This window comes from Streptomyces sp. NBC_01320 (assembly GCF_035974375.1).
GTDB lineage: Bacteria > Actinomycetota > Actinomycetes > Streptomycetales > Streptomycetaceae > Streptomyces > Streptomyces yanii.
This window is the reverse complement of sequence record NZ_CP108390.1, coordinates 11201615-11220376: the sequence shown is the minus strand read 5'-3', so window position 1 is coordinate 11220376 and position 18762 is coordinate 11201615. Positions and strand designations below refer to the sequence as shown.

The following is an 18762-nucleotide window of genomic DNA, read 5'->3' as shown; positions in this document are numbered from 1 at the left end:
TCACTCTGCCTCCTCCTCGGGAAAGCGGTCGGGACGGAACGGCGCAAGGTCCAGATCGGGGGTCTTGTCGCTCAGTACCTGGGAGATCAGCTGACCGGTTCCGGGGGCGAGGCCGATGCCCGCGCCCTCGTGACCACAGGCATGGAACAGCCCCGGCACGCGCGGATCGGGGCCGACGGCGGGCAGATGGTCCGGCATGTACGGGCGGAAACCCAGGTAGGAGCGCATCGCGCGGACGCGCTCCAGGAAGGGGAAGAGCCGGGTCGCGCCCGCCGCGAGGGACCGCACGACGGGGAGGGAGAAGGAACGGTCGAAGCCGACCCGCTCGCGGCTCGCACCGATCAGGATCGGTCCCGCGGCCGTGCCCTCGACCACCGGCGAGGTCTGCAGAGCAGCGGAGTCGCTGGCCACGTCGGCCACATAGTCGGCTGCATACACCTTGTGGTGGACCATGCGCGGCAGCGGCTCGGTGACGAGGACGAAGCCGCGCCGGGGCAGTACGGGAAGGCGGACCCCCGCGAGCGCGGCCACTTCGCCGCCCCAGGTCCCGGCGGCGTTGACGACCGCCGGGGCGTGGATGTCCCCGTGGTCGGTGCGGACTCCGCGCACAGCCCCGCCTGCGGTCCGCAGCACGTCGGTGACGGTCCACCCGGTGTGCAGTCCGGCACCGGCCGCCCGTGCCGCGCGCACCAGATGGGCGGCGGCCAGGGACGGCATCACCTGCGCGTCCTGCGGGTAGTGGACGGCGCCGGCGAGACCCGGCGCGATGTGCGGTTCGAGGTCGTGGAGTTCGTCGGCCGCGACGGGGACCGCCTCGACCCCGGCGGCGCACTGCTCGACCGCAAGTTCCTCGAGGGCGGCGAGCCCTTGTGGCGCTGCGGCCACGACGACCCCGCCCTTGCGCTCGTACTCGACAGCGGCACCCATCCCCGGCTCGGCGGCCAGCTCAGCCCACAACCGGACGGAGTGCAGCGCCAGTTCGAGCTCGGGCCCCGGCTCCTTGTCGGAGACCAGCAAATTCCCCTCGCCCGCGCCGGTCGTACCCCCGGCCACCGGGCCGCGGTCCACCAGAGTGACACGCAGGCCGGCCCGGGCCGCGTACAGGGCACACGCAGCGCCCGTCATCCCAGCCCCGACGACCACGACATCGCAGGTCAATCGCTCAGTCACGCCAGTACCATGTCACATTCCTCTCTGCTGGCCAAGGGGTTGCGAGCTGCTGTCGGTCTGCTGCGTTGAAGTGTGTTGTAGCGAGCGGGAGTGAGTCCTGTGGGTGGGTTTGTGGGGGTGGGAACGGGGGTTCTGGGGGCGAATGGGTGACCTTGGCGGTTGTGGCTCGTTGGGTGGGGTGGCAGGGGTGCGGCCTGAGTGGGGGTGATGTGGTGGGTGGTGTGCGGGAGCTGGCTGTGTCCTTCGTGGTGCCCGGGCCTTGCGGGGTGGCGGTCCGGGACCGCCTCAAGGACCTCACGCCCCAGGACGAGAGGGTGCTGCGTGCGGTCGGTGCGCATCAGGGTGCGCTGGCTTCCGGTGATCTCAAGGCCCGTTGTGTCGACCTACAAGCAGTTCCTGCTGGACCTGCTGCGGACTGAGGTCGCCGACCGTGACGTCCGCCGCCAGCAAAGGCTCGTCCGCGCGGCGAAATTCCCCCGGCCCAAGCGGCTGGAAGACTTCGACTTCGACAAGAACCCCAACGTCTCCCCGGAAGTCGTCGCCGATCTGAAGTCCACGTCCTGGGTCCGTGAGGGCCGTCCGCTGGTGCTGATCGGTGACTCCGGCACCGGCAAGTCCCACCTGCTGATCGGGGTCGGTACCGCGATCGCGGAGGCCGGACTGTCCGTCCGTTACATCACCACCCAGGCCCTGGTGAACGAACTCGCCGAAGCCGAGGCGGCCAGGCGGCTGTCCTCGCTCATGGCCCGCTACACCAAGGTCGACCTGCTCTGCCTGGACGAGTTCGGCTACGCGAACCTGGACAAGAAGGGCGCCAAGCTGCTGTTCCAGATCTTCACCGAACGCGAGGAACGCAAGGCCACCGCGGTCGCCACGAACTCCCCGTTCGCCGAGTGGGACAAGACCTTCGGCGACCGCCGACTCTGCGCGGCCATCGCCGACCGCATCACGTTCCGCTGCACGCTGATCCAGACCGGCACCGAGTCCTACCGATTCCAGTCCACCGAAGCCGACCGCCAGGCCACCGCACGGTGATGAGTAGCTGTATCTCAACCGATCATGGAACGGGCGGGTCGAACAGGTTTCCCGCCGGGGTGATCTTCCCGTTGTACGCGCATGAAGACAGGGCCTCTCGGTAGCTCGGAGATGCGAATCTAACCGAGCAGTGCCGGGAGGCCCTGGTGTCGTTGTTGTACGCGTCCGAGCCCGTTCAGTTCAACTCGGCCGCTCCATCGTGTGATTGCCTCGCGCATGTGTACGGCAACGCGGCCGACCATCCGGACCGGGAACGCCGGTATCCCTCGGACATGTCGGACGCGGAATGGGCGGCCATCCGGCCGTTGCTGCCGGTGCCGGCCTGGCTCCAGGGCCGGGGCGGGCAGCCCGAGGGCTACTGCCATCGGCAGATGCTGGACGCGATCCGTTACCTGGTCGCGGGCGGGATCTCCTGGCGGGCGATGCCCGTGGACTTCCCTGATTGGGGCCGGGTCTACGCCTTCTTCCGCCGCTGGCGCGAGCACGGGCTGATCACAGAGTTCCACGACCGGCTGCGCGGACGGGTGCGTGAGCGGGAGGGCCGTGAGGCGGAGCCGACGGCCGGGATCATCGATGCGCAGTCGGTGAAGGCCGCGTCCTCGGTGCCGTCCGTCTCACGCGGCTGGGACGGCGGGAAGAAAGTGGGCGGCCGCAAGCGGCACATCGTGACCGACTGCCTCGGTCTGCTGCTGGTCGTCGCGGTGACCGCCGCAAACGTTGGGGACCGGGATGCCGCGGTGGGCCTGCTGCAGCGGCTGCGCCGCCTGCACCGTGACATCTGCCTGGTCTGGGCCGACGGAGGCTACACCGGCGGCCTGGTCGACTGGTGCCGGCAGAAACTCGCGCTCACCCTGGAGGTCGTCAAGCGCACCGACGATATGGAGGGGTTCGTGGTGCTGCCGAGACGCTGGGTGGTAGAGCGCACGTTCGCGTGGTTGATGCATTCGCGCCGACTGGCCCGGGACTACGAGACGTTGCCGGCCAGCAGCGAGGCGATGATCCGATGGTCGATGGTCACGCGGATGGGCCGGCGTCTGGCGCGGGCACGGGCCGCCGGCCGACGCTGAACATCCCCGACGTCTCCTGCACGAGCCACCCGCGCTCCGCCAGGCGCCTGGCCTTCGAGCGCACCCCCTCGACCTTCGCCGACGTTGTCTCCAGGCCCAGCTCCACCGTGATCTCCTTGGCCCTCAGCGGTCTTTGGCCCGCCGGCTGCCGCTCGTCGAGCACGCCCAGGATCCGCTGGTAGTCCGGCGCCAGCACCGTCACCGGCAGTCCTTCGCGCCAAGGTGGCACGATCGAGCCCGGCACCGGCGCGGGCGAGGACACGGTTTCCGCCTTCGCCTCGGTCACGGCGGTGGCCTCGGCAGCCGATGCTGCCAGGGCTTCGACCAGCTCTTCCCGCGCGATCACCCGCCGGTCCAGCTCGATCTCGGCGGCCTCCAACACCCCAGCCAACCGGGCGACTTCCTCCCGCAGCCCTTCCACCCGCACCCGGGCAGCTGTCTCCCGCTCCTCCAGCATTCCCAGCACCGACGCCATCGCGCACCCCTTGCTCATGGAGCGGAAACAAGACGCCGGATGCCTCCCTCATTCCGAGCTAGACCATGTCTGACCAGCAGAAATCAAACGATCACGTTCGGTTGAGATACGGCTTCTGAGGCTCTCTGAATCCGGCTCTGACCAGACTTGCATGAAAGCTCAGCCCGGTGACCAAACCCGTTGGTCACCCAGGGACCGCGGTTCTAATCTGACGAGGTGATGAAACCGGAGGGGATCCTGGTTCCGCGCCCGAGCGCGCGCGTGGTGTTGCTGGACGACGCCAGTCGGCTACTGCTGTTCTCTGCCCTGAACAAGGAGGACGGTTCCGTTCGGTGGTTCACCCCTGGAGGCGGGCTCAAGCCAGGCGAAACCCACGAGCAGGCAGCCCTGCGGGAGTTGCAAGAAGAAACCGGGCTGACGAACCTCTCGCTGGGTCCGGAAATTTGGCGAGGGCGCCCGTGGACAGCGGTCCGGGGCGGCGTCGCTTATGAGGTTCGCCAGCGCTACTACATGGCCCGGGTGCCTGCGTTCCAGGTCGATACCTCGGCTTTCGAGGAGATCGAGAAGGCCGCGATCACCGGGCACCGCTGGTGGACCATAGCGGAACTGGCCGCGACCTCGGATGTGCTGCGGCCGACTGAGCTGCCGAAACTATTGGCGTCCTTGCTGACCGACGGCCCACCGGACCGACCGATCCCCGTAGACGGCTGAGCCCACGTCCTTAAGCACACCGTCGGCCAATAGCCGACCGAACGCGAGGCCAGGCCCTTCCGAACCGCGCCTGTCAGGGACACGGGCCAGCAGGACCCGGGACAACCAAACTATCGCCAAACACCTCCGGACCACGGCGGACACTCCACATCCGCAGGCGTGACGTCACCCGACAGGGGTGGCTCCCGAACCCGTTGACGATCATGGGCCTGTGTCGGGCCCATCCTCGTCACAGATGGAGCAAAGTGGCTCCCAAACTCGCCGATGCAGTGGCTCCCGTTCACCCCGACAAAATCAACCCCGCCTACACCACCCTGTGGGGCGCCCAGCACTGGCAGAAACCGCTGACCACCCCACGCCGCAAGATGTCCCGTCACGATGCCGCCGGTATCGCGATCGGACGACGCGCCCTCGGGCACCCGATCCGGCGTCGGACGGCACCGCCCCCACACGACCGGAGTGATCGTGCGGGGCATCGGACCGTCCAGGCCGGACCGGGCGCCCCGGGGCGTGAGGGAACCCGCCCACCCACCACGGACCGGCCCCTCGAGGTGTGTCGCCGAGCGGGACGCGAAAGCGGGAACCCAGCGCATCCAACACCGTTCGGGATGCGCCCAGCACGCAACAGTGGGTCCAAGACTCACTCACGCACACTGGTTAGGAACGGTTCGAAGCCCTGAGCATGATCCGCTCCCAGCAACGCCCGCGAGCCTTCCCCCACCTCCTGAGGCCGACTTCCGAGTCCACGTAAATTCCACGGAACATCCATTGCCGTTCGCCTGGCCATGAGCCTAAGGTCGGCGCAAGATCGCAGTGCCATTGCACAGTGCAATACCACATATCACTGGAGATTCCATGATATCGGACCAGGTCAGAGCACGTTCAGGCGATATGGCAAGAGCTGTGCAGACCGAATCGGGCGCCGTTGTCCCGGTCACCTCCGCGCGCCTTACGGGAGGTCTGCTCCGGCAGTGGCAGGACCGGAACCGGCAGTCGACGATTCCGCACACCATCGAGCAGCTGCGCGCCGCCGGAAATCTCGACAAATCGAGGACGACATCCTGGTCACCCCTGACCGCTCCGAGGTGCTGTCCGACACGCTTTCCCTGGACGCCTCAGGGCTGGAGAAATGGATGACTCCCCATGGATGACTCCCCATGGACGACGACCAATTGAGCTCTGTGACCTTGTACTGACCCGCCCCACCACCCGCTCACGTACTGCAAGGAGACTTCAGCATGTTCAACCCCGCTACGCCCTGGCACGGTGTCCATGTCGCGACGGCTCTTCCCTTCCACGACGACCTCTCGGTCGACTACGACACGTTCGCTGAGCACGTACGGTTCCTCGCCGCGGGCGGCTGCGACGGCGTGGCGCCCAACGGTTCGCTGGGCGAGTACCAGACGCTGACCCCACAGGAGCGTGCCCGCATCGTGGAGACTGCGGTGCAGGCAGCGCCCGCCGGGTTCGGCGTCATGCCGGGTGTCGCCGCGTACGGCGCGCTGGAAGCCTGCCGCTGGGCGGAGCAGGCCGCCGAGGCCGGCGCCACGTCCCTTCTGCTGCTGCCGCCGAACTCCTTCCGCGCCGAGCGGGCGGCCGTTCTCGGGCACTACCGCGAGGTCGCCAAGGTGGGGCTGCCGGTCGTCGCGTACAACAACCCGATCGACACCAAGGTCGACCTGACCCCCGACCTGCTCGCCGAGCTGTACCACGAGGGCACGATCGTGGGCGTCAAGGAGTTCACCGGGGACGTCCGAAGGGCATACCAGATCGGCGAGTTGGCGGCAGGCCTGGACATTCTGGTCGGCGCCGACGACGTACTGCTCGAACTGGGTCTGGCGGGGGCGACCGGGTGGATCGCCGGGTACCCGAACCTGATCCCCGAGAGCACGGTCGAGCTCTACCGCCTGGCCACCTCCGGAGATCCCGCCGATCTGGCCAGGGCGCTGCCGGTCTACCGTGATCTGCACCCGCTTCTGCGCTGGGACTCCCGGATCGAGTTCGTCCAGTCGATCAAGCTGTCGATGGACATCGCGGGCCGCCGGGGCGGACCGTGCCGTCCGCCGCGGCTGCCGCTCGCCGCAGACCTGGTCACCCGGATCACCGCCGACACCGAGGCCGTCCTCGCGAAGGGCTACAAGTGAGGTCCCGGCGCACGTTCCACACCGTCGACTCGCACACCGAGGGCATGCCCACGCGGATCGTCGTCGGCGGGGTGGGGACGATCCCCGGCGCGACCATGGCCGAGCGCCGCCTCCACTTCATGGAGCACAGCGACGACATCCGCACCCTGCTGATGTACGAGCCGCGCGGCCACAGTGCCATGAGCGGCGCGATCCTGCAGCCGCCGACCCGCCCCGACGCCGACTACGGCGTGCTGTTCATCGAGGTGTCCGGCCTGCTGCCGATGTGCGGCCACGGCACGATCGGGGTCGCGACCGTGCTCGTCGAGACCGGCATGGTGCCCGTCTTCGAGCCGGTGACGACGATCCGGCTCGACACGCCCGCCGGGCTGGTCGTCGCGTCCGTTACGGTCGAGGACGGCTCGGCCACAGCGGTCACGATCGAGAACGTCCCGTCGTTCGCCTGCGCGCTCGACCAGAAGGTCGAGGTCCCCGGCCTCGGCGAGGTCGGCTACGACCTGGCGTTCGGCGGTAACTTCTACGCGATCGTCGAACTGGCCGACCTGGGGCTGCCCTTCAACCGGTCCCGCGCCGACGACCTGCTCACCGCGGGCCTCGCCATCATGGAGGCGGTGAACGAGCACGCCCCGCCCGTACATCCGGAGCGGGCCGACATCACCGGCTGCCATCACGTCTACTTGAAAGCTCCCGGATCGACCGCCGAACTGTCACGGCACGCCATGGCGATCCACCCCGGCTGGTTCGATCGCTCCCCCTGCGGCACGGGCACCAGTGCGCGGATGGCGCAGTTGCACGCACGCGGGGAACTGGAGATCGGCCGCGACTTCGTGAACGAGTCGTTCATCGGCACTCGCTTCACCGGCCGGCTCCTCGGCGAGACGACAGTCGGGACGCTCCCTGCGGTGCTGCCGTCGATCACCGGTCGGGCCTGGGTCACTGGAACCTCCCAGTTCCACCTCGACCCGACCGACCCGTTCCCGGCCGGCTTCCTGCTCTGAACACCGGCACTGCCCGGCAGGCCCGGGGCCACACGGCCCCCGGGCCTGCCGGGAGCGTTGGGGCGGGGAGCCCGAGCCGGAGCCGACGGCGGGCCTGTTTCTGAGGCCAGTCCACCATCGCATCGATGAGGGTCGCGCCAACTGGACCGGTGGGCTTGCGACTTCGCTGGAATGAATGTCAAGCCGGGCGTCCAGGGCCTCGCCGGTCTCGTCGTCCGCGATCAGCTTGACGACGCGCGCCTTCGCGCCCGGCCTCGATCGATACATGACCAACCGAATCGGCGCGCACACGGAAGAGGTCCACGCATCGCACACCGTGGTGATGAGCCGGGCCGGCACGGTTACTCGCAGGGCTGCCTCAAGGCGATCACGTGCAGTAGTCCTCAGTCCGCTGGTCATGTCTTCAGCGCCCCCCGCGGTCGAGGGCGGCGACCTCGCGAACGGCCGCGGCGATGGCCGGGAACTCCTTACGCAGGATCGCACCGTGGTTGCTCGCGACCTTCGCGCCGATCTGGATGTTCGGGTTGCGGACAGTCACCGCATCGAGGCTGGTGCGTATCCGTTCCTGCTCATCACCGCGGCTTCCGAAGGACGTCCCCGAAGCAACTACGTACCGCACCGGGACGGTGATGTTGTCCAGCACGGGGCCCAGCTCGCGCTCGCGGGAGAGTCTGCCGAGCTCGATGTTGCTGTTCGCCTGCTGTTCGGCGGTCATCCGCGGGGCCAGGCCCGTCGGGCGCAGCAGCGGCAGGAACCAGCTCATCCGCCGGAACAGCTTCCGGATCCGCTGCTCCATGGCCTCGTCGAGCCAGTCGTACGGGAACGCACCGTCGACCAGGACCGCGCCCAAGGCACGCTCCGGATTCCTGCCGGCCCAGTGCGCCCCGACGAACGCCCCGTAGGACCAGCCCACAACCAGGGCCCGGTCCACACCCCTGGCCGCGAGAACGGCATCGACATCCCGGATGGCGGCCTCGAAGGAATAGTCCGCCGAACGCTTCGATTTCTTGCCGCGAGCCCGCTCGTCGTAGGTGATGTGCCGCCATCCCGTCCCCAGTTCAGCGACGACCCGCCGCCAGTACCCCTGAGTGGCGAACTGGCCGTTGAGGTAGACCACGGGGATACCGGGACCGTCGGTGTCGGTGACGGCCAGGGCCGTATCGTCAACCGGCACCATGCTGGTCCACGTCGAATTGGTCGAGGAAGTGCTGTTCTTCATCATGTGTTCCACCTGGTCGCGTGAGTGCGTCTTCTACGACTTCTCCAGGCCCTGCACGTGGATCGCAGGCCCCTGGGGACGGACGGCCGCGTCGTCGGCGACGACCGGCAGGATCTCGATCGCGGTGGGCTCGGACGGATAGTCCTGGTTCTGCCCTTTAGAGGCTGCGGGCGGTGATGTCGCCGTGGGAGGTGGTGGCGCGGATGTCGAGATCAGCGGTGCCATCGTTCTTGAGGGCGTTGCTGATGCGGCCGTAGCCGGTGCCGGCGTCCAGGGCGGCCGAGACGCCGGCGGCGGCGGCGACCGAAATGTCGCCGGACTGGGTGCGGAGCACGACCGTGCCGCGCACGGCCTCGGTGATCCGGATGTTGCCCCTTGCGGTGTTGATCTCCGCGGGGCCACTCAGCCTGCCGACCTCGACGTCGCCGTCGATCGCAATGAGGCGGACGCTCGCGGCCTCATCGATCTTGATCTGGCGATACGCGCCTTCGAAGGCGACGTCGCCAAGGCGGCCGACGCCGCGGAGCTCGGAGCTGGCGGCCTTGGCCTCGATGCGGGAGCCGGCAGGCAGTTGGACCGTGACCTCCAGAGATCCGGAGGGGCCGAAGAGCTGGTTGTTGGGCTCGGGGGTGTGGATCCGCAGGACGCCGTCGGCGTAGGCGACGGTGGTCTGCTCGGCGGTCTGGATGTCGCGGCTCTTGGAGGGGCTGGCGGGCAGGACCTCGACGGTGGTGTCGGCGCGGTCGGCGGCGATGAACTGGATGCGTCCGGCGGGGATGTCCAGGACGGCGGTGATCGGGGCGGGGGTGTCGAACTTCTGCATCGTGCTCTCCTGTACTGGTTCGTTGTTTCTGACACCGGAAACGCTACGTTGCTTTCCAGAACCATGCAACAGTCTCGTTGCACAAAATCAACATCTATGCAGGTAGAGACCGAGAAACCGTTGCAACGATCCCGCCAGTAACGCAACGACAACCGCTCCGATCATTGCAATGGATGAGAAGTGAACGCTATAGTGAGGGGATCAGGAACCACCACGAAGGATCACCAAGGAGATCGCGATGCCGGGAGGCAGGCTCACCCAGCAGGAACGCCAGCAGATCGCGCTGGGGCTGGCCGACAGCCTCCCCTACGCCGAGATCGCCCGACGCCTCGACCGTCCGACCTCGACGATCACGCGTGAGGTGATGCGCAACGGCGGCCCCACCGCCTACCGCGCCGACCTGGCCCACCGCGCCACCGAACGCCGCGCTCACCGGCGCAAGCCGGCCTCCTCCCGAGGGTCGGAGGCAGTCCCCCAGCCACACGGACGCAACGCCGAGGCCGTGGCCGAGTACGAGGAGACACTCACCACCGTCCTCATGGCTTCGGGCCTGCCCAAGATGACGGCCCGGGTACTGACCTGCCTGTTCACCACCGACGCCGGCAGCCTCACCGCGTCCCAACTCGCCCAGCGCCTCCAGGTCAGCCCGGCGTCCATCTCCAAAGCGATCACCTTCCTGGAGAGCCAGAGCCTGGTCCGCCGAGAACGCGACGAACGCCGCCGCGACCGCTACGTCGTCGACGACGAACTCTTCTACCAGGCGACGATCGCCAGCGCCCGATCCAACGACCAGCTCGTCGAAACCGCACGCCAAGGCGTCGCCGTCCTGGGCCCCCACACCCCCGCCGCCACCCGCATGGAGAACATCGCCCGCTTCCTCGACTTCATCAGCGAAAGCATCACCCGCGCCGCCGAACAGGCCCGCGAAGTCCTCCACACCAAACCCGAAACAATCTCAAACGACCCCGCCCAACCACGTCCCGACCACGGATAGACGACCGTCTCGATCGTCACCAGCCATGAGACGTCCAGACAGTCGATGCGAGTGGGCGCAGAGCGGCCCGGCCCCCGCGCTGCGCCGCGCGGCGGAGTTGGTGGAGTCCCCGCCCGGCCAGTGACCGCAAGCGGCCCGCGCGCCCTTCACCGCCCACTGCCGCCGGGCGGGCGCGCGGATCCAAACGGCCCGCAGACGTACGGAGGCTGGGTCTGGCGGCAAGCGTTCGAGCGTCGACAGGCAACGGCTCGTGGGCTTGAGCAGGCCTCCGAAGGCCCACGACGTACCGCCCGCCCGTACGCGGGCTGGTGACTGTGTCACCTCTCGTCGAGCCCAGACCGCTGGTGATCCTCTCCTCGGCCCGTGGGACCATCCCCGGTAAAACGAGGAGGAGTCAGTACATCTGCGCAACGTCTCACCGGACGATGTCGACCTCTATATCCGGATGCGATGCGATCCCGTCATGATGGCCGACGTCGGCGGACCGTTGCCTCGTGAGGGGATGGCGGACAAAGTCCGGCGCGATGCCCGGCAGGCAGCAGCTGACCTTGCATGGTTCAAGATGATCATTCCTGATCCGGCCAGCCCCGACGCGGTCGCAGGGACGGTGACCATGTGGTCCCACGACACCGATGACGGACCGATCTCTGAGATCGGCTGGATGGTTCTGCCTGATTTTCAAGGGCAGGGGCTGGGCAAACGTGCGGTCCGCACCCTTCTGCAGCAGGCCCGCGACGAGGATCGCTGGGAGATCGGGCATGCCTTCCCGGCAAGAAGCAACGCAGCGTCGAATGGCATTTGTCGCTCGGTTGGTTTCCGGTTCGTCTCAGAGGTCAACGTGACCTTCGCAGGCCAGGTCCTCAAGACCAACCACTGGGCGATGGATCCACGAACGGATCTGGCCTGATGTACCAGGTCGTCGGCTCGTGCCATCGCTGGAGTGGTGACCGTTCCCCTGCGAACTCCGAGTCGGTGACAACAAGCTCGCGCATCTGGTGACAGCCACCGCTGAGAATCCGGGGCACCCGCCCAGTCCGGTCGGCGTCGCCGGTGACATCTATCGCTGCGAGGCGCACACAACTTCCGTGAGCCGACTTCGCAGCGTGCATCTACATTTGCGGCTGAAGTTCCCCCCGGGTCCTGGACAGCGGGTGTTTACGCTGCGGGGGTGAGGTCCTGCCTGAGCAAGGTTCTCGTTTCGAGCGGGGTGACGTACCCGTACTCGGGATGCCTGCGGAGTCGGCTGCGGTTGTACTCGATCTCGATGTAGCGGAAGACATCGGCCCGGGCGGCCTCGCGGGTCTCCCAGACGGTGGTTCCGATCTCCGCTTTGAGGACGGCGAACCAGCTTTCTGCAGCAGCGTTATCGTAGCAAGAGCCGACACGTCCCATCGATTGCCTCATGTGCAACTTGCGTATCTCGGTGCGGAATTCGTCACTCGTATATTCGCTGCCGCGGTCGGTATGCATGATGCAACCCTTCTCCAGGCCGCCGCGTCCGGCCGCCATCAGCAGGGCGGCAACCGGCAGCTCAGCACGGTGGTGGTCGGCCATCGCCCAGCCGATCATCTCCCGCGTCGCGAGATCGATGCAGGTCGCCAGATACAACTTCCCTTCCAGCGTGACGAGTTCGGTCATGTCGCCGACCAGCCGCATCCCGGGACGGGGTGCGGTGAAGTCCCGGCCGATCAGGTCGGCGGCGAACACCGCCCGCTTCGCCTGCCGGGTCAGGCCCCGACGCCGGCGGCGGGTGATCCCGACGATCCGGTGCTTGCGCATCAGCCGCTCGACCCTCTTCGAGTTCACCGCCCGCCCCGCCCGCCGCAGAGCGGCGTGGATCCGCGGGGCCCCGTAGGCACCACGCGATCCGGCGTGGAGCACTCGGATCTCGTCCACCAGGCGTTCCTCCTCGCGCCGCGCGGCCCGGCGCGCCGACGCGGCCGCCTGGTGCGCGTAGTAGGTAGAGCGCGGCACTCCCAGTGCACGGCACAGCAGCGCAACGCTGTGCCCTGCGAGATTGTCGTCCGATGCCTTCTGCGCGTCGATGAAGCGGCACCGCGTGGCGGTGTCTACCTCATCTTGTCCTGCGCGAAGAAGGCGGTCGCTTTTCCCAGGATGTCGACCGTCTTCTCCAGCTCGCGGACCTTGCGCCGCAGCTGGGCGAGCTCTTCCCGCTCGGCGCTGGTCAGAGCCCCCACAGGCCCCTCGCCCCGGTCGACCGCGGCCTGCTTCACCCAGCCACGCAGACCCTCCGGGCTCACCCCCAGGTCCCGGGCGACCTCGGTGACCGTCTTTTCCGACGACAGCGCCAGCGCGACGGCATCCCGCTTGAACTCCGCCGTGTACCGCTTGCTCGTATTGCTCTTCTTGCTCACTACCTGTGACTACTTCCTCCGGGACCTTCCGTCCCAGTATCAGGCTGTCCAGGTCAAAGGGGGAGCTTCAGTCCACCACCTCGCCCGAGTAACGCACATGCCAGTCCTCCCACTCCCGTACCAGGGGATTGCGGGTCTCGAACACGAAGCTGCCCTCGTCCGTCAGCGCTGCGGCGATCGCCGTCAGCGCGAGGCGCAGCTCGTCGTCGCTGAGGAGCTGCTGGAACGCGTGGCCGGTCATCACCGCCAGGTCGAAGTCACGGTCCCAGTCCGGCGCCGCGGCCAGGTCGCCGAGGATCCATTCGATGTCCGGGCGCGTCCGGGCCACTTCCAGCATCCCGAGGGCCGGGTCCAGGCCGCACAGCCGCCCGGCGTGGCCGTCCTCCCGTGCCCTGCGCAGCAGCGCGCCCGTACCGCACCCGACGTCCAACACGGAGCGCGCGGACATCACCAGGGGCAGATAGAACGTGAAGTCCCCGCGCGCGTCCCAGGGACAGTAAAGGTCGTACAGCGCGGCGAGACGGGAATCGGAGAATAGCTTGTCGACCACGGTCAGCCAGCCTGCCAGAGGCGTCCTCGAACAGCGACTGTTTTTTGCGGTGCCTTGCTCGCGGGGAACCCGCTCTGACACAGAGCCGGGCTACGAAGCATCACGCAAGCAGAACGCGCTTCCGAGGGAGCGGGAATCCGGCGCGGCCGAACATCTCCGCAAGCGAGTCTTGCATGACAGAGCGTCACCGCCCCGGGCCTGTCCCCGCGATATACAGTCCCACTCTTCCGTAGGCATGCATGGCCGGGGCCCACAGCCGTCGTGAACTCCTCAATCAGCCTCCTTGACGATACAAAAGGGGTGCCCAACCGGATCGGTGAGAACGCGCGCCCTGGCCCCATGAGGCTGATGATCGGGTTTGCCCGCACCCAGCTCCAGCAACCGGGCTTCGACCTCGTCCAAGTCCTGCTCGACCTTGAAGCACATGTGAAGCTGCTGCGGAACGGTCTGTTCAGGCCAGCGCGGAGCCCGGTAGCCATCGACCCGTTGAAAGCCGATGGAGACTTCGTCCTCACAGTCGAGACCGGCGAAGTCAGCGTTCGACTTGGGATGGAGTTCCAGACCGGTGGCCTGCTGATAGAACGCCGCCAAAGCCAGCGGATCCGGGCAGTCGAGGGTTATCGCGCTCAACTTCATCTGCAAGGGCATGACGCCTCCGGGACGATCAGTGGACTTCCCTGATGCACACCCTAGAGACGGCTGCCTACGGCATCTCACGGGCCACCGTGCTCGGCCTGACCTACGGCTCCAGCTCAGCGAGCTGCCTTGCTGCCGTCCGTATCCGAGGGTGGGCCGACCTCGGCATGCCGAGGTCGGCCCGTGCCGCGACCGTACGGCAGGCCGCCGCCCGGCGCCGCCGTCGCACAACCAGGACGCCGAGCCCGGCGGCCACGGCCAGCACCGCCAGGACGGGCATCCACAACGCACCGATCGCGGAGGTGACGCCGATACTGCCGAGGACGGCCAGGAGGGGGCCCGCGCAACACACCGCGCAAGCGGCGACCGCGGCCGCGCCGGCGCCGAGGGTCCCCCAAGGCCGAGAAGGGCGGGACGAGATGGTCATGCGGTCGCTCCGAAGAGGTCGGCCAGCATCGCGGCGGCGGACTCGGGCGCTCGCACATCCAGCTGGAGAGCGGTCGGGGTCAAATGCAGGGTGAAGTCGAAGAACGCACAGCAGCCCTGCTCCGCTGCGGCGAGGGCAGCGATCTCACCGGCGAGCTCGGCGCCGGCGGGGAAGGAGAGGCGTACGCCATCGGAGATCTCCTCGCGTCCCTCGGCCTTGCCGGCCAGCGTCCGCCACATCTCGGTGCGCTCGCCGCGTTCGGCACCGACGAGAGTGCAGGCCACCGGGACGTCCCGCCACGGCTCGGCGCCCCCGTCGAGGCGAGTCGGCGTCAGCGTCACCGGCACGGGCCCGGCCGCCGGAGCGCTGGTCGCGACACAGCCGCAGTCCGGGCCGCAGGCCCCTGCGGGCGCCGGACCGGACAGCTCTGCGTGGACTCCGGCCAGGTGGTCGGAGAACGCCCGCAGCTCGGCGATCCGGCCGTCGGTCTGCATGATCCGGTCCGCGACCAGCGGCAGCATCCGCGCCCGTACGGACGCGCACACCCCTTCCTCACGGATATCCAGCAGCTCGCGGATCTCCTCCAGGGCCAGGCCCAGCAGCTTGGCCGAGGAGATGAACGCCAGGCGCTCCACCGCGTCCTCGCCGTACACCCGATACCCGGCCGGCGTGCGGTCAGCGGGCAGCAGACCGGCGTCCTCGTAGAAGCGCAGCGTCGTGGCCGGAACGCCGGAACGGTCGGCCAGCTGCGAGATCCGGTAGGTCGTCATGCCACCGACGTTAAACCTTCAACCCGACTCGAAGGTCAAGCCGGAACCCGCACCGGATCAGTAGTGAGCCCCTCACCCGCGTACGTGTTCACCCCAGGACGCGGGGCGAACAGTCTTGATGAGATGGCCTGTTGGACGGCGCCCTATGCGGTGACTGTGCAGTGGTCTGCGCAGGGGCGGGATTGCCAGATGGCTTGTGGGATATCGCCAGGTGACCGATTTCATAGAGGCAGATGCGCCCGCAGGGTGGCGGAGCCTGGAACATGTCTGACCGGACGCGCTTGGTGGACTCTGCCGCCGTAATCTGGCCTGTGGAAGGCGACCGCGCACTGCCGGTTCCTGATCTGGATTGTGGGTACGGAGCGGGGGCTGGCTGTAGGAAGCGGCCGCGCCAGCTCGACGACGCCGACCTCGATGCCTCCCGGGAAGCCCTTGGATCCGCCCATGTGAGGGCCAGGAGGGGCATACAAGATCGACCCTGAATTCCACGGCCCGCGGGCGAACAGCTGCCATCGAGGGCGGGTGATCAAGCCGACGATCTCCCGACTGCCGGGCCATCGCGGACTCGGTCCCCGCTGCGCCCGGCAACTCTCCGGCCTTCCTCGAGCTTGCCGTGGCTCAGTACCCCGGTGGAGGCAATTCGTCCCCTCACCACGTAGGACACATCGCCTTGGAGGAGCTCACACAATGGGCGCCCGCCTCGCGACGCCTGGCACGCACGCTGATCGGACTCCCATTGTGTGAGCTCCTCTTACGGTGTCGTGCGCGACTGAGGTTGGGGCGTGTTGGCCTGGCGGGTTGGCTGATGGGTGATTACCGCTCTGCGGTGCGGTCGGAGACGAGGCCGGCGATGGCCAGATGGGTCTCGGTGTAGTACTCACGGCGGCCGAGGTACCGCTGGAGGGGCCTCCACTGCTTGTGCTCGGCGTTGGCGTGCTCGACGCATATCCGCTCCGAGGATTGCTTCTTGCGGGCCTCCTCCCAGACGGTCACCTCCGCGGCCGACGCGTCCTTGGCGGGCTTCTTCGGCGGCGCCTGGACCTGGCCGGGAAACCGTTTGGCCAGGCCCCGGTATCCGGCATCCACCTTGGCCTTGACCTGCGGGTACTGCTCGAAGAGGGCCTCGATCCCCTCGGTCTTGACCGCCGTCTGATCATGCATACGGCCCGGCCGGACCGCGCCGGTCCACAGAGTGCGGCCCTGTCCGTCGGTGATGACGGTGGCCTTCTTGGTGTTCTGCCGCATCTTGCCGGACACGAACGCACGCCGGCCGGGGCGGCGCGCCTTCGGACGCCGGACCCGAACCTCGGTGCCGTCCAGGCGCAGCTCAACACCCTTCGCGGTGGCGTAGGCGAAGACATCGGCCAGCGTGTGCAGACGCAGTCCCGCCTCGCCGGGGACCGCGAAGCCCCGCGCCGCCAGGAGCGGACGGATCTCATGGACGGCCCGCGTGACGGTGGAGCGGTCCACGCCGTAGAAGACGGCGAGGGCGGCGTGCGGAAGCTGGAACCGCAGGATCACCAGGGTCGCGATCACCCGGTCGGTGAAGACCAGTTGATGGCTGGGTCCGCCACCTTCGGCGCGCAGACGCTCATGGCCTCGGCGTTCGCCCAGCCGGGACTCTTCCCGCGCCATCCACGGGCTGGCCAACTCGGCGATGAGCGCCCCGAGTCGACGCCTCGAGATGCCCGTGCAGATACGATGCGAGAGAGCCGTACGGGCCAAGGATCGCTTCACAACCATCCCAACCCGTACGGCTCTCCTCACGTTCCCGACCAGCCGAAACCGCTGTCGTACACCACGCCGTTAGTCGATGAAGACGCTCCATGCGACGGCGTTGAGGTTGTCGGCGAGGAAGATATCGGTGCCTCCCAGGCGCTTGTCCCAGGGAGGCATCAGCTCTGCGGCGCGAGCGACAACCGCGTCCATCCAGACCTTGAGCTCCGCCTGCTTGTTGTTCTCCGGCACCTTGGCGGCGGCCGTGGCTTCCTTCAGGTCGATCGTCCGCAGCGCTTCGGAAGCAGCGGTGCGCAGGTCGCGGATGTATTCGCGGTTCATCGCGACGTCCTCGGGAGTGCCGTGCAGGGCCATGTGACCAGTCACGATGGTCTCGAAGTCATACTCCAGCATCTGGTCCATGGCGTCGAAGTACGCAGGCAGGTGCGCGGAGAAGTACAGGCGGAAGAACGGCGCGTTCTTCGGCGCGAAACTGTCCATCGCCGCCATGATCTTCTGCTCCGGCAGGTGGACGAACAGGTTGCCGGCCTGGTGCCAGTCTCCCGTGTAGTCGAGGACGAACCTGACGCCGTCGATGTCCATCTCCTTGCGCCGGCCGCTGAAGGTCTCGGTGGGCAGGGGGCGCCGGTCGTCGTTCTTGGCCTCCTTGATGAACTCGCCGGTGATCTCGTGGGAGATGATCTTCAGACCGTCCCGGTTCAGCAGGTGAGCTGCCCCGATGTGGTCGGCGTGCGCGTGGCTGTAGATAAGGTGAGTCACCGGCTTCGGGGTGACCTCCTCGATCGCCGCCAGTAGTTTGTCCCCAAGGAATGGTGAGGCGTCCACGAGGACGACGCCCTTCTTGGTCACCAGGAACATCGTGTTGATCATCCCCTGGGTGACGAAGTAGGCACCACCGCCCAGATCTGTGACGACATACCCGGACTCCGGGATGTCCGGACCCAGGGCGAAGGCGGGTACAGGCGCGAACTCGGTCATGATGATCTCCTTTGTGCGGCCCGTCCGGCGGACAGGTGGAACAGTGTGGCGATGGCGCAAGGCGATCGAGGGTCTCAAGACCTTGAATGGCGGGACTTGCCCCTGACGGCTGTGCGCGAAGGAAATTCCCAGGCGAGGTGAGTAATCCCGCCCATGGTCCATGTATGACCGAATCCGGATATCACCTGACTCACCATTTTGATCCACTTATTCAGTGTTTCCGCGGTAGTGCTCCGATGATTGCGACGAAGGTGGACCACCTGGACCTAGGTTCAGCAAGGCGCGCGCACAGCGTCCGAAGGGCAGGAAGGACGCGGCGCTGGATGCGAACCGGGATGACAGCGCCGCCCTCACTGGTGCCTGGACGAGTGGGAAGTCGCCCTCGGACTGTTGGAAGAACTCGGTGACGTCCACCCGCTTCCGCTCATCTTCTGGGAAACCCTGGCTACCGCGGTCGAACAGATGCGGTTGGAGAAGAGCGCAGCCTGGTGCAATTGTCGAGCAACCGTTGCAGCACCGCCGATGGCATCTGTCCACAGAGGTCGAGCAGGGCGGCGCATAGTCCGACTTCGGACGGAAGACCGATGTTTCGCAGGCGTGTTGCGAGTCGGCCGCTGGTCAGTGCTCGCCCAGGACGTTGAGTTGGGAAGAGC

At 67.6% G+C, this 18762-nt stretch carries 20 protein-coding genes and 1 pseudogene; 9 read left to right on the top strand and 12 right to left on the bottom strand.

The annotated features are described in order from the left end of the window. Positions 1-1170, bottom strand: a complete 1170-nt coding sequence (locus OG395_RS51620; RefSeq protein WP_327249063.1) for an NAD(P)/FAD-dependent oxidoreductase — start codon at positions 1168-1170, stop codon at positions 1-3. A gap of 357 nt (positions 1171-1527) precedes the next feature. On the opposite strand from OG395_RS51620, the gene istB reads away from it, so the two are divergent. Both istB and OG395_RS51605 read left to right on the top strand, forming a co-directional pair. Further along, a complete protein-coding gene (gene istB, locus OG395_RS51610) occupies positions 1528-2205 on the top strand; it encodes an IS21-like element helper ATPase IstB (protein WP_442818713.1) in 678 nt (225 codons plus the stop codon). Between the two features lie 272 nt (positions 2206-2477). Further along, the gene (locus tag OG395_RS51605; RefSeq protein WP_327249061.1) at positions 2478-3272 is read left to right on the top strand and encodes an IS5 family transposase; all 795 of its coding nucleotides are present in this window, start codon (positions 2478-2480) and stop codon (positions 3270-3272) included. On the opposite strand, the gene OG395_RS51600 is transcribed toward OG395_RS51605, so the two are convergent. After that, positions 3220-3747: a hypothetical protein gene (locus tag OG395_RS51600; protein ID WP_327249060.1), complete on the bottom strand. Its 528-nt coding sequence runs from the start codon at positions 3745-3747 to the stop codon at positions 3220-3222. The genes OG395_RS51605 and OG395_RS51600 overlap by 53 nt on opposite strands. A gap of 219 nt (positions 3748-3966) precedes the next feature. Here OG395_RS51600 and OG395_RS51595 point away from each other — a divergent pair, with 219 nt between their 5' ends. From OG395_RS51595 to OG395_RS51580, 4 genes and pseudogenes are all read left to right on the top strand, one after another. Next, positions 3967-4458 carry an NUDIX hydrolase gene (locus OG395_RS51595; protein ID WP_327249725.1) on the top strand — a complete coding sequence of 164 codons (492 nt, stop codon included), beginning with the start codon at positions 3967-3969 and terminating at the stop codon, positions 4456-4458. Between the two features lie 293 nt (positions 4459-4751). Continuing rightward, a pseudogene (locus OG395_RS51590) lies at positions 4752-5119 on the top strand (IS200/IS605 family accessory protein TnpB-related protein); the annotation flags it as partial. Between the two features lie 577 nt (positions 5120-5696). Continuing rightward, positions 5697-6602 (top strand): dihydrodipicolinate synthase family protein, encoded by a 906-nt coding sequence (locus OG395_RS51585; protein WP_327249059.1) that lies wholly within the window; start codon positions 5697-5699, stop codon positions 6600-6602. Continuing rightward, positions 6599-7600, top strand: a complete 1002-nt coding sequence (locus OG395_RS51580) for a proline racemase family protein (RefSeq protein ID WP_327249058.1) — start codon at positions 6599-6601, stop codon at positions 7598-7600. Before OG395_RS51585 ends, OG395_RS51580 begins: the two co-directional genes overlap by 4 nt. A gap of 403 nt (positions 7601-8003) precedes the next feature. On the opposite strand, the gene OG395_RS51575 is transcribed toward OG395_RS51580, so the two are convergent. After that, the gene (locus OG395_RS51575) at positions 8004-8777 is read right to left on the bottom strand and encodes an alpha/beta fold hydrolase (protein WP_327249057.1); all 774 of its coding nucleotides are present in this window, start codon (positions 8775-8777) and stop codon (positions 8004-8006) included. Between OG395_RS51575 and OG395_RS51570 the strand changes: the two genes are divergently transcribed. Beyond that, positions 8776-8961 (top strand): hypothetical protein, encoded by a 186-nt coding sequence (locus tag OG395_RS51570; RefSeq protein ID WP_327249056.1) that lies wholly within the window; start codon positions 8776-8778, stop codon positions 8959-8961. The two genes, OG395_RS51575 and OG395_RS51570, sit on opposite strands and share 2 nt — an antisense overlap. 15 nt (positions 8962-8976) lie before the next feature. Here OG395_RS51570 and OG395_RS51565 read toward each other — a convergent pair whose 3' ends face one another. Beyond that, on the bottom strand, positions 8977-9642 hold the full coding sequence (locus OG395_RS51565) for a DUF4097 family beta strand repeat-containing protein (protein WP_327249055.1): 666 nt from the start codon (positions 9640-9642) through the stop codon (positions 8977-8979). 238 nt (positions 9643-9880) lie between these two features. On the opposite strand from OG395_RS51565, the gene OG395_RS58835 reads away from it, so the two are divergent. Beyond that, positions 9881-10636, top strand: a complete 756-nt coding sequence (locus OG395_RS58835) for a helix-turn-helix domain-containing protein (RefSeq protein WP_442818712.1) — start codon at positions 9881-9883, stop codon at positions 10634-10636. Positions 10637-11039: 403 nt separating this feature from the next. Further along, positions 11040-11543, top strand: coding sequence for a GNAT family N-acetyltransferase (locus OG395_RS51550; RefSeq protein WP_327249723.1), 504 nt, complete (start codon positions 11040-11042; stop codon positions 11541-11543). A 248-nt stretch (positions 11544-11791) separates the two neighbouring features. Here OG395_RS51550 and OG395_RS51545 read toward each other — a convergent pair whose 3' ends face one another. From OG395_RS51545 to OG395_RS51510, 8 genes are all read right to left on the bottom strand, one after another. Then, a complete protein-coding gene (locus OG395_RS51545; RefSeq protein WP_327249710.1) occupies positions 11792-12682 on the bottom strand; it encodes an IS3 family transposase in 891 nt (296 codons plus the stop codon). Between the two features lie 23 nt (positions 12683-12705). After that, positions 12706-13011: a transposase gene (locus tag OG395_RS51540; protein ID WP_327248770.1), complete on the bottom strand. Its 306-nt coding sequence runs from the start codon at positions 13009-13011 to the stop codon at positions 12706-12708. 67 nt (positions 13012-13078) lie between these two features. After that, entirely contained in the window at positions 13079-13561 is a 483-nt protein-coding gene (locus OG395_RS51535) for a class I SAM-dependent methyltransferase (protein WP_327249054.1), read from the bottom strand. A 270-nt stretch (positions 13562-13831) separates the two neighbouring features. Then, entirely contained in the window at positions 13832-14209 is a 378-nt protein-coding gene (locus OG395_RS51530) for a VOC family protein (RefSeq protein WP_327249053.1), read from the bottom strand. A gap of 91 nt (positions 14210-14300) precedes the next feature. After that, positions 14301-14624 (bottom strand): hypothetical protein, encoded by a 324-nt coding sequence (locus OG395_RS51525; RefSeq protein ID WP_327249052.1) that lies wholly within the window; start codon positions 14622-14624, stop codon positions 14301-14303. Further along, positions 14621-15394, bottom strand: coding sequence for a heavy metal-responsive transcriptional regulator (locus OG395_RS51520; RefSeq protein ID WP_327249051.1), 774 nt, complete (start codon positions 15392-15394; stop codon positions 14621-14623). The genes OG395_RS51525 and OG395_RS51520 overlap by 4 nt, the downstream gene beginning before the upstream one ends. Positions 15395-16207: 813 nt before the next feature. Further along, positions 16208-17137: a transposase family protein gene (locus OG395_RS51515; RefSeq protein ID WP_327241440.1), complete on the bottom strand. Its 930-nt coding sequence runs from the start codon at positions 17135-17137 to the stop codon at positions 16208-16210. A 63-nt stretch (positions 17138-17200) separates the two neighbouring features. After that, positions 17201-18109, bottom strand: coding sequence for an MBL fold metallo-hydrolase (locus tag OG395_RS51510; RefSeq protein ID WP_327249050.1), 909 nt, complete (start codon positions 18107-18109; stop codon positions 17201-17203). Between the last annotated feature and the right edge of the window lie 653 nt (positions 18110-18762).

What these genes read in the sequence shown, in the direction of transcription:
- OG395_RS51605 (WP_327249061.1), top strand. Translation starts at nt 2,478, where the DNA reads ATGTCGGACGCGGAATGGGCGGCCATCCGGCCGTTGCTGCCGGTGCCG.
- OG395_RS51510 (WP_327249050.1), bottom strand. Translation starts at nt 18,109, where the DNA reads ATGACCGAGTTCGCGCCTGTACCCGCCTTCGCCCTGGGTCCGGACATC.
- OG395_RS51600 (WP_327249060.1), bottom strand. Translation starts at nt 3,747, where the DNA reads ATGGCGTCGGTGCTGGGAATGCTGGAGGAGCGGGAGACAGCTGCCCGG.
- OG395_RS51595 (WP_327249725.1), top strand. Translation starts at nt 3,967, where the DNA reads ATGAAACCGGAGGGGATCCTGGTTCCGCGCCCGAGCGCGCGCGTGGTG.
- OG395_RS51565 (WP_327249055.1), bottom strand. Translation starts at nt 9,642, where the DNA reads ATGCAGAAGTTCGACACCCCCGCCCCGATCACCGCCGTCCTGGACATC.
- OG395_RS51525 (WP_327249052.1), bottom strand. Translation starts at nt 14,624, where the DNA reads ATGACCATCTCGTCCCGCCCTTCTCGGCCTTGGGGGACCCTCGGCGCC.
- OG395_RS51515 (WP_327241440.1), bottom strand. Translation starts at nt 17,137, where the DNA reads ATGGTTGTGAAGCGATCCTTGGCCCGTACGGCTCTCTCGCATCGTATC.
- OG395_RS51570 (WP_327249056.1), top strand. Translation starts at nt 8,776, where the DNA reads ATGCTGGTCCACGTCGAATTGGTCGAGGAAGTGCTGTTCTTCATCATG.
- OG395_RS51585 (WP_327249059.1), top strand. Translation starts at nt 5,697, where the DNA reads ATGTTCAACCCCGCTACGCCCTGGCACGGTGTCCATGTCGCGACGGCT.
- OG395_RS58835 (WP_442818712.1), top strand. Translation starts at nt 9,881, where the DNA reads ATGCCGGGAGGCAGGCTCACCCAGCAGGAACGCCAGCAGATCGCGCTG.
- OG395_RS51530 (WP_327249053.1), bottom strand. Translation starts at nt 14,209, where the DNA reads ATGCCCTTGCAGATGAAGTTGAGCGCGATAACCCTCGACTGCCCGGAT.
- OG395_RS51520 (WP_327249051.1), bottom strand. Translation starts at nt 15,394, where the DNA reads ATGACGACCTACCGGATCTCGCAGCTGGCCGACCGTTCCGGCGTTCCG.
- OG395_RS51575 (WP_327249057.1), bottom strand. Translation starts at nt 8,777, where the DNA reads ATGGTGCCGGTTGACGATACGGCCCTGGCCGTCACCGACACCGACGGT.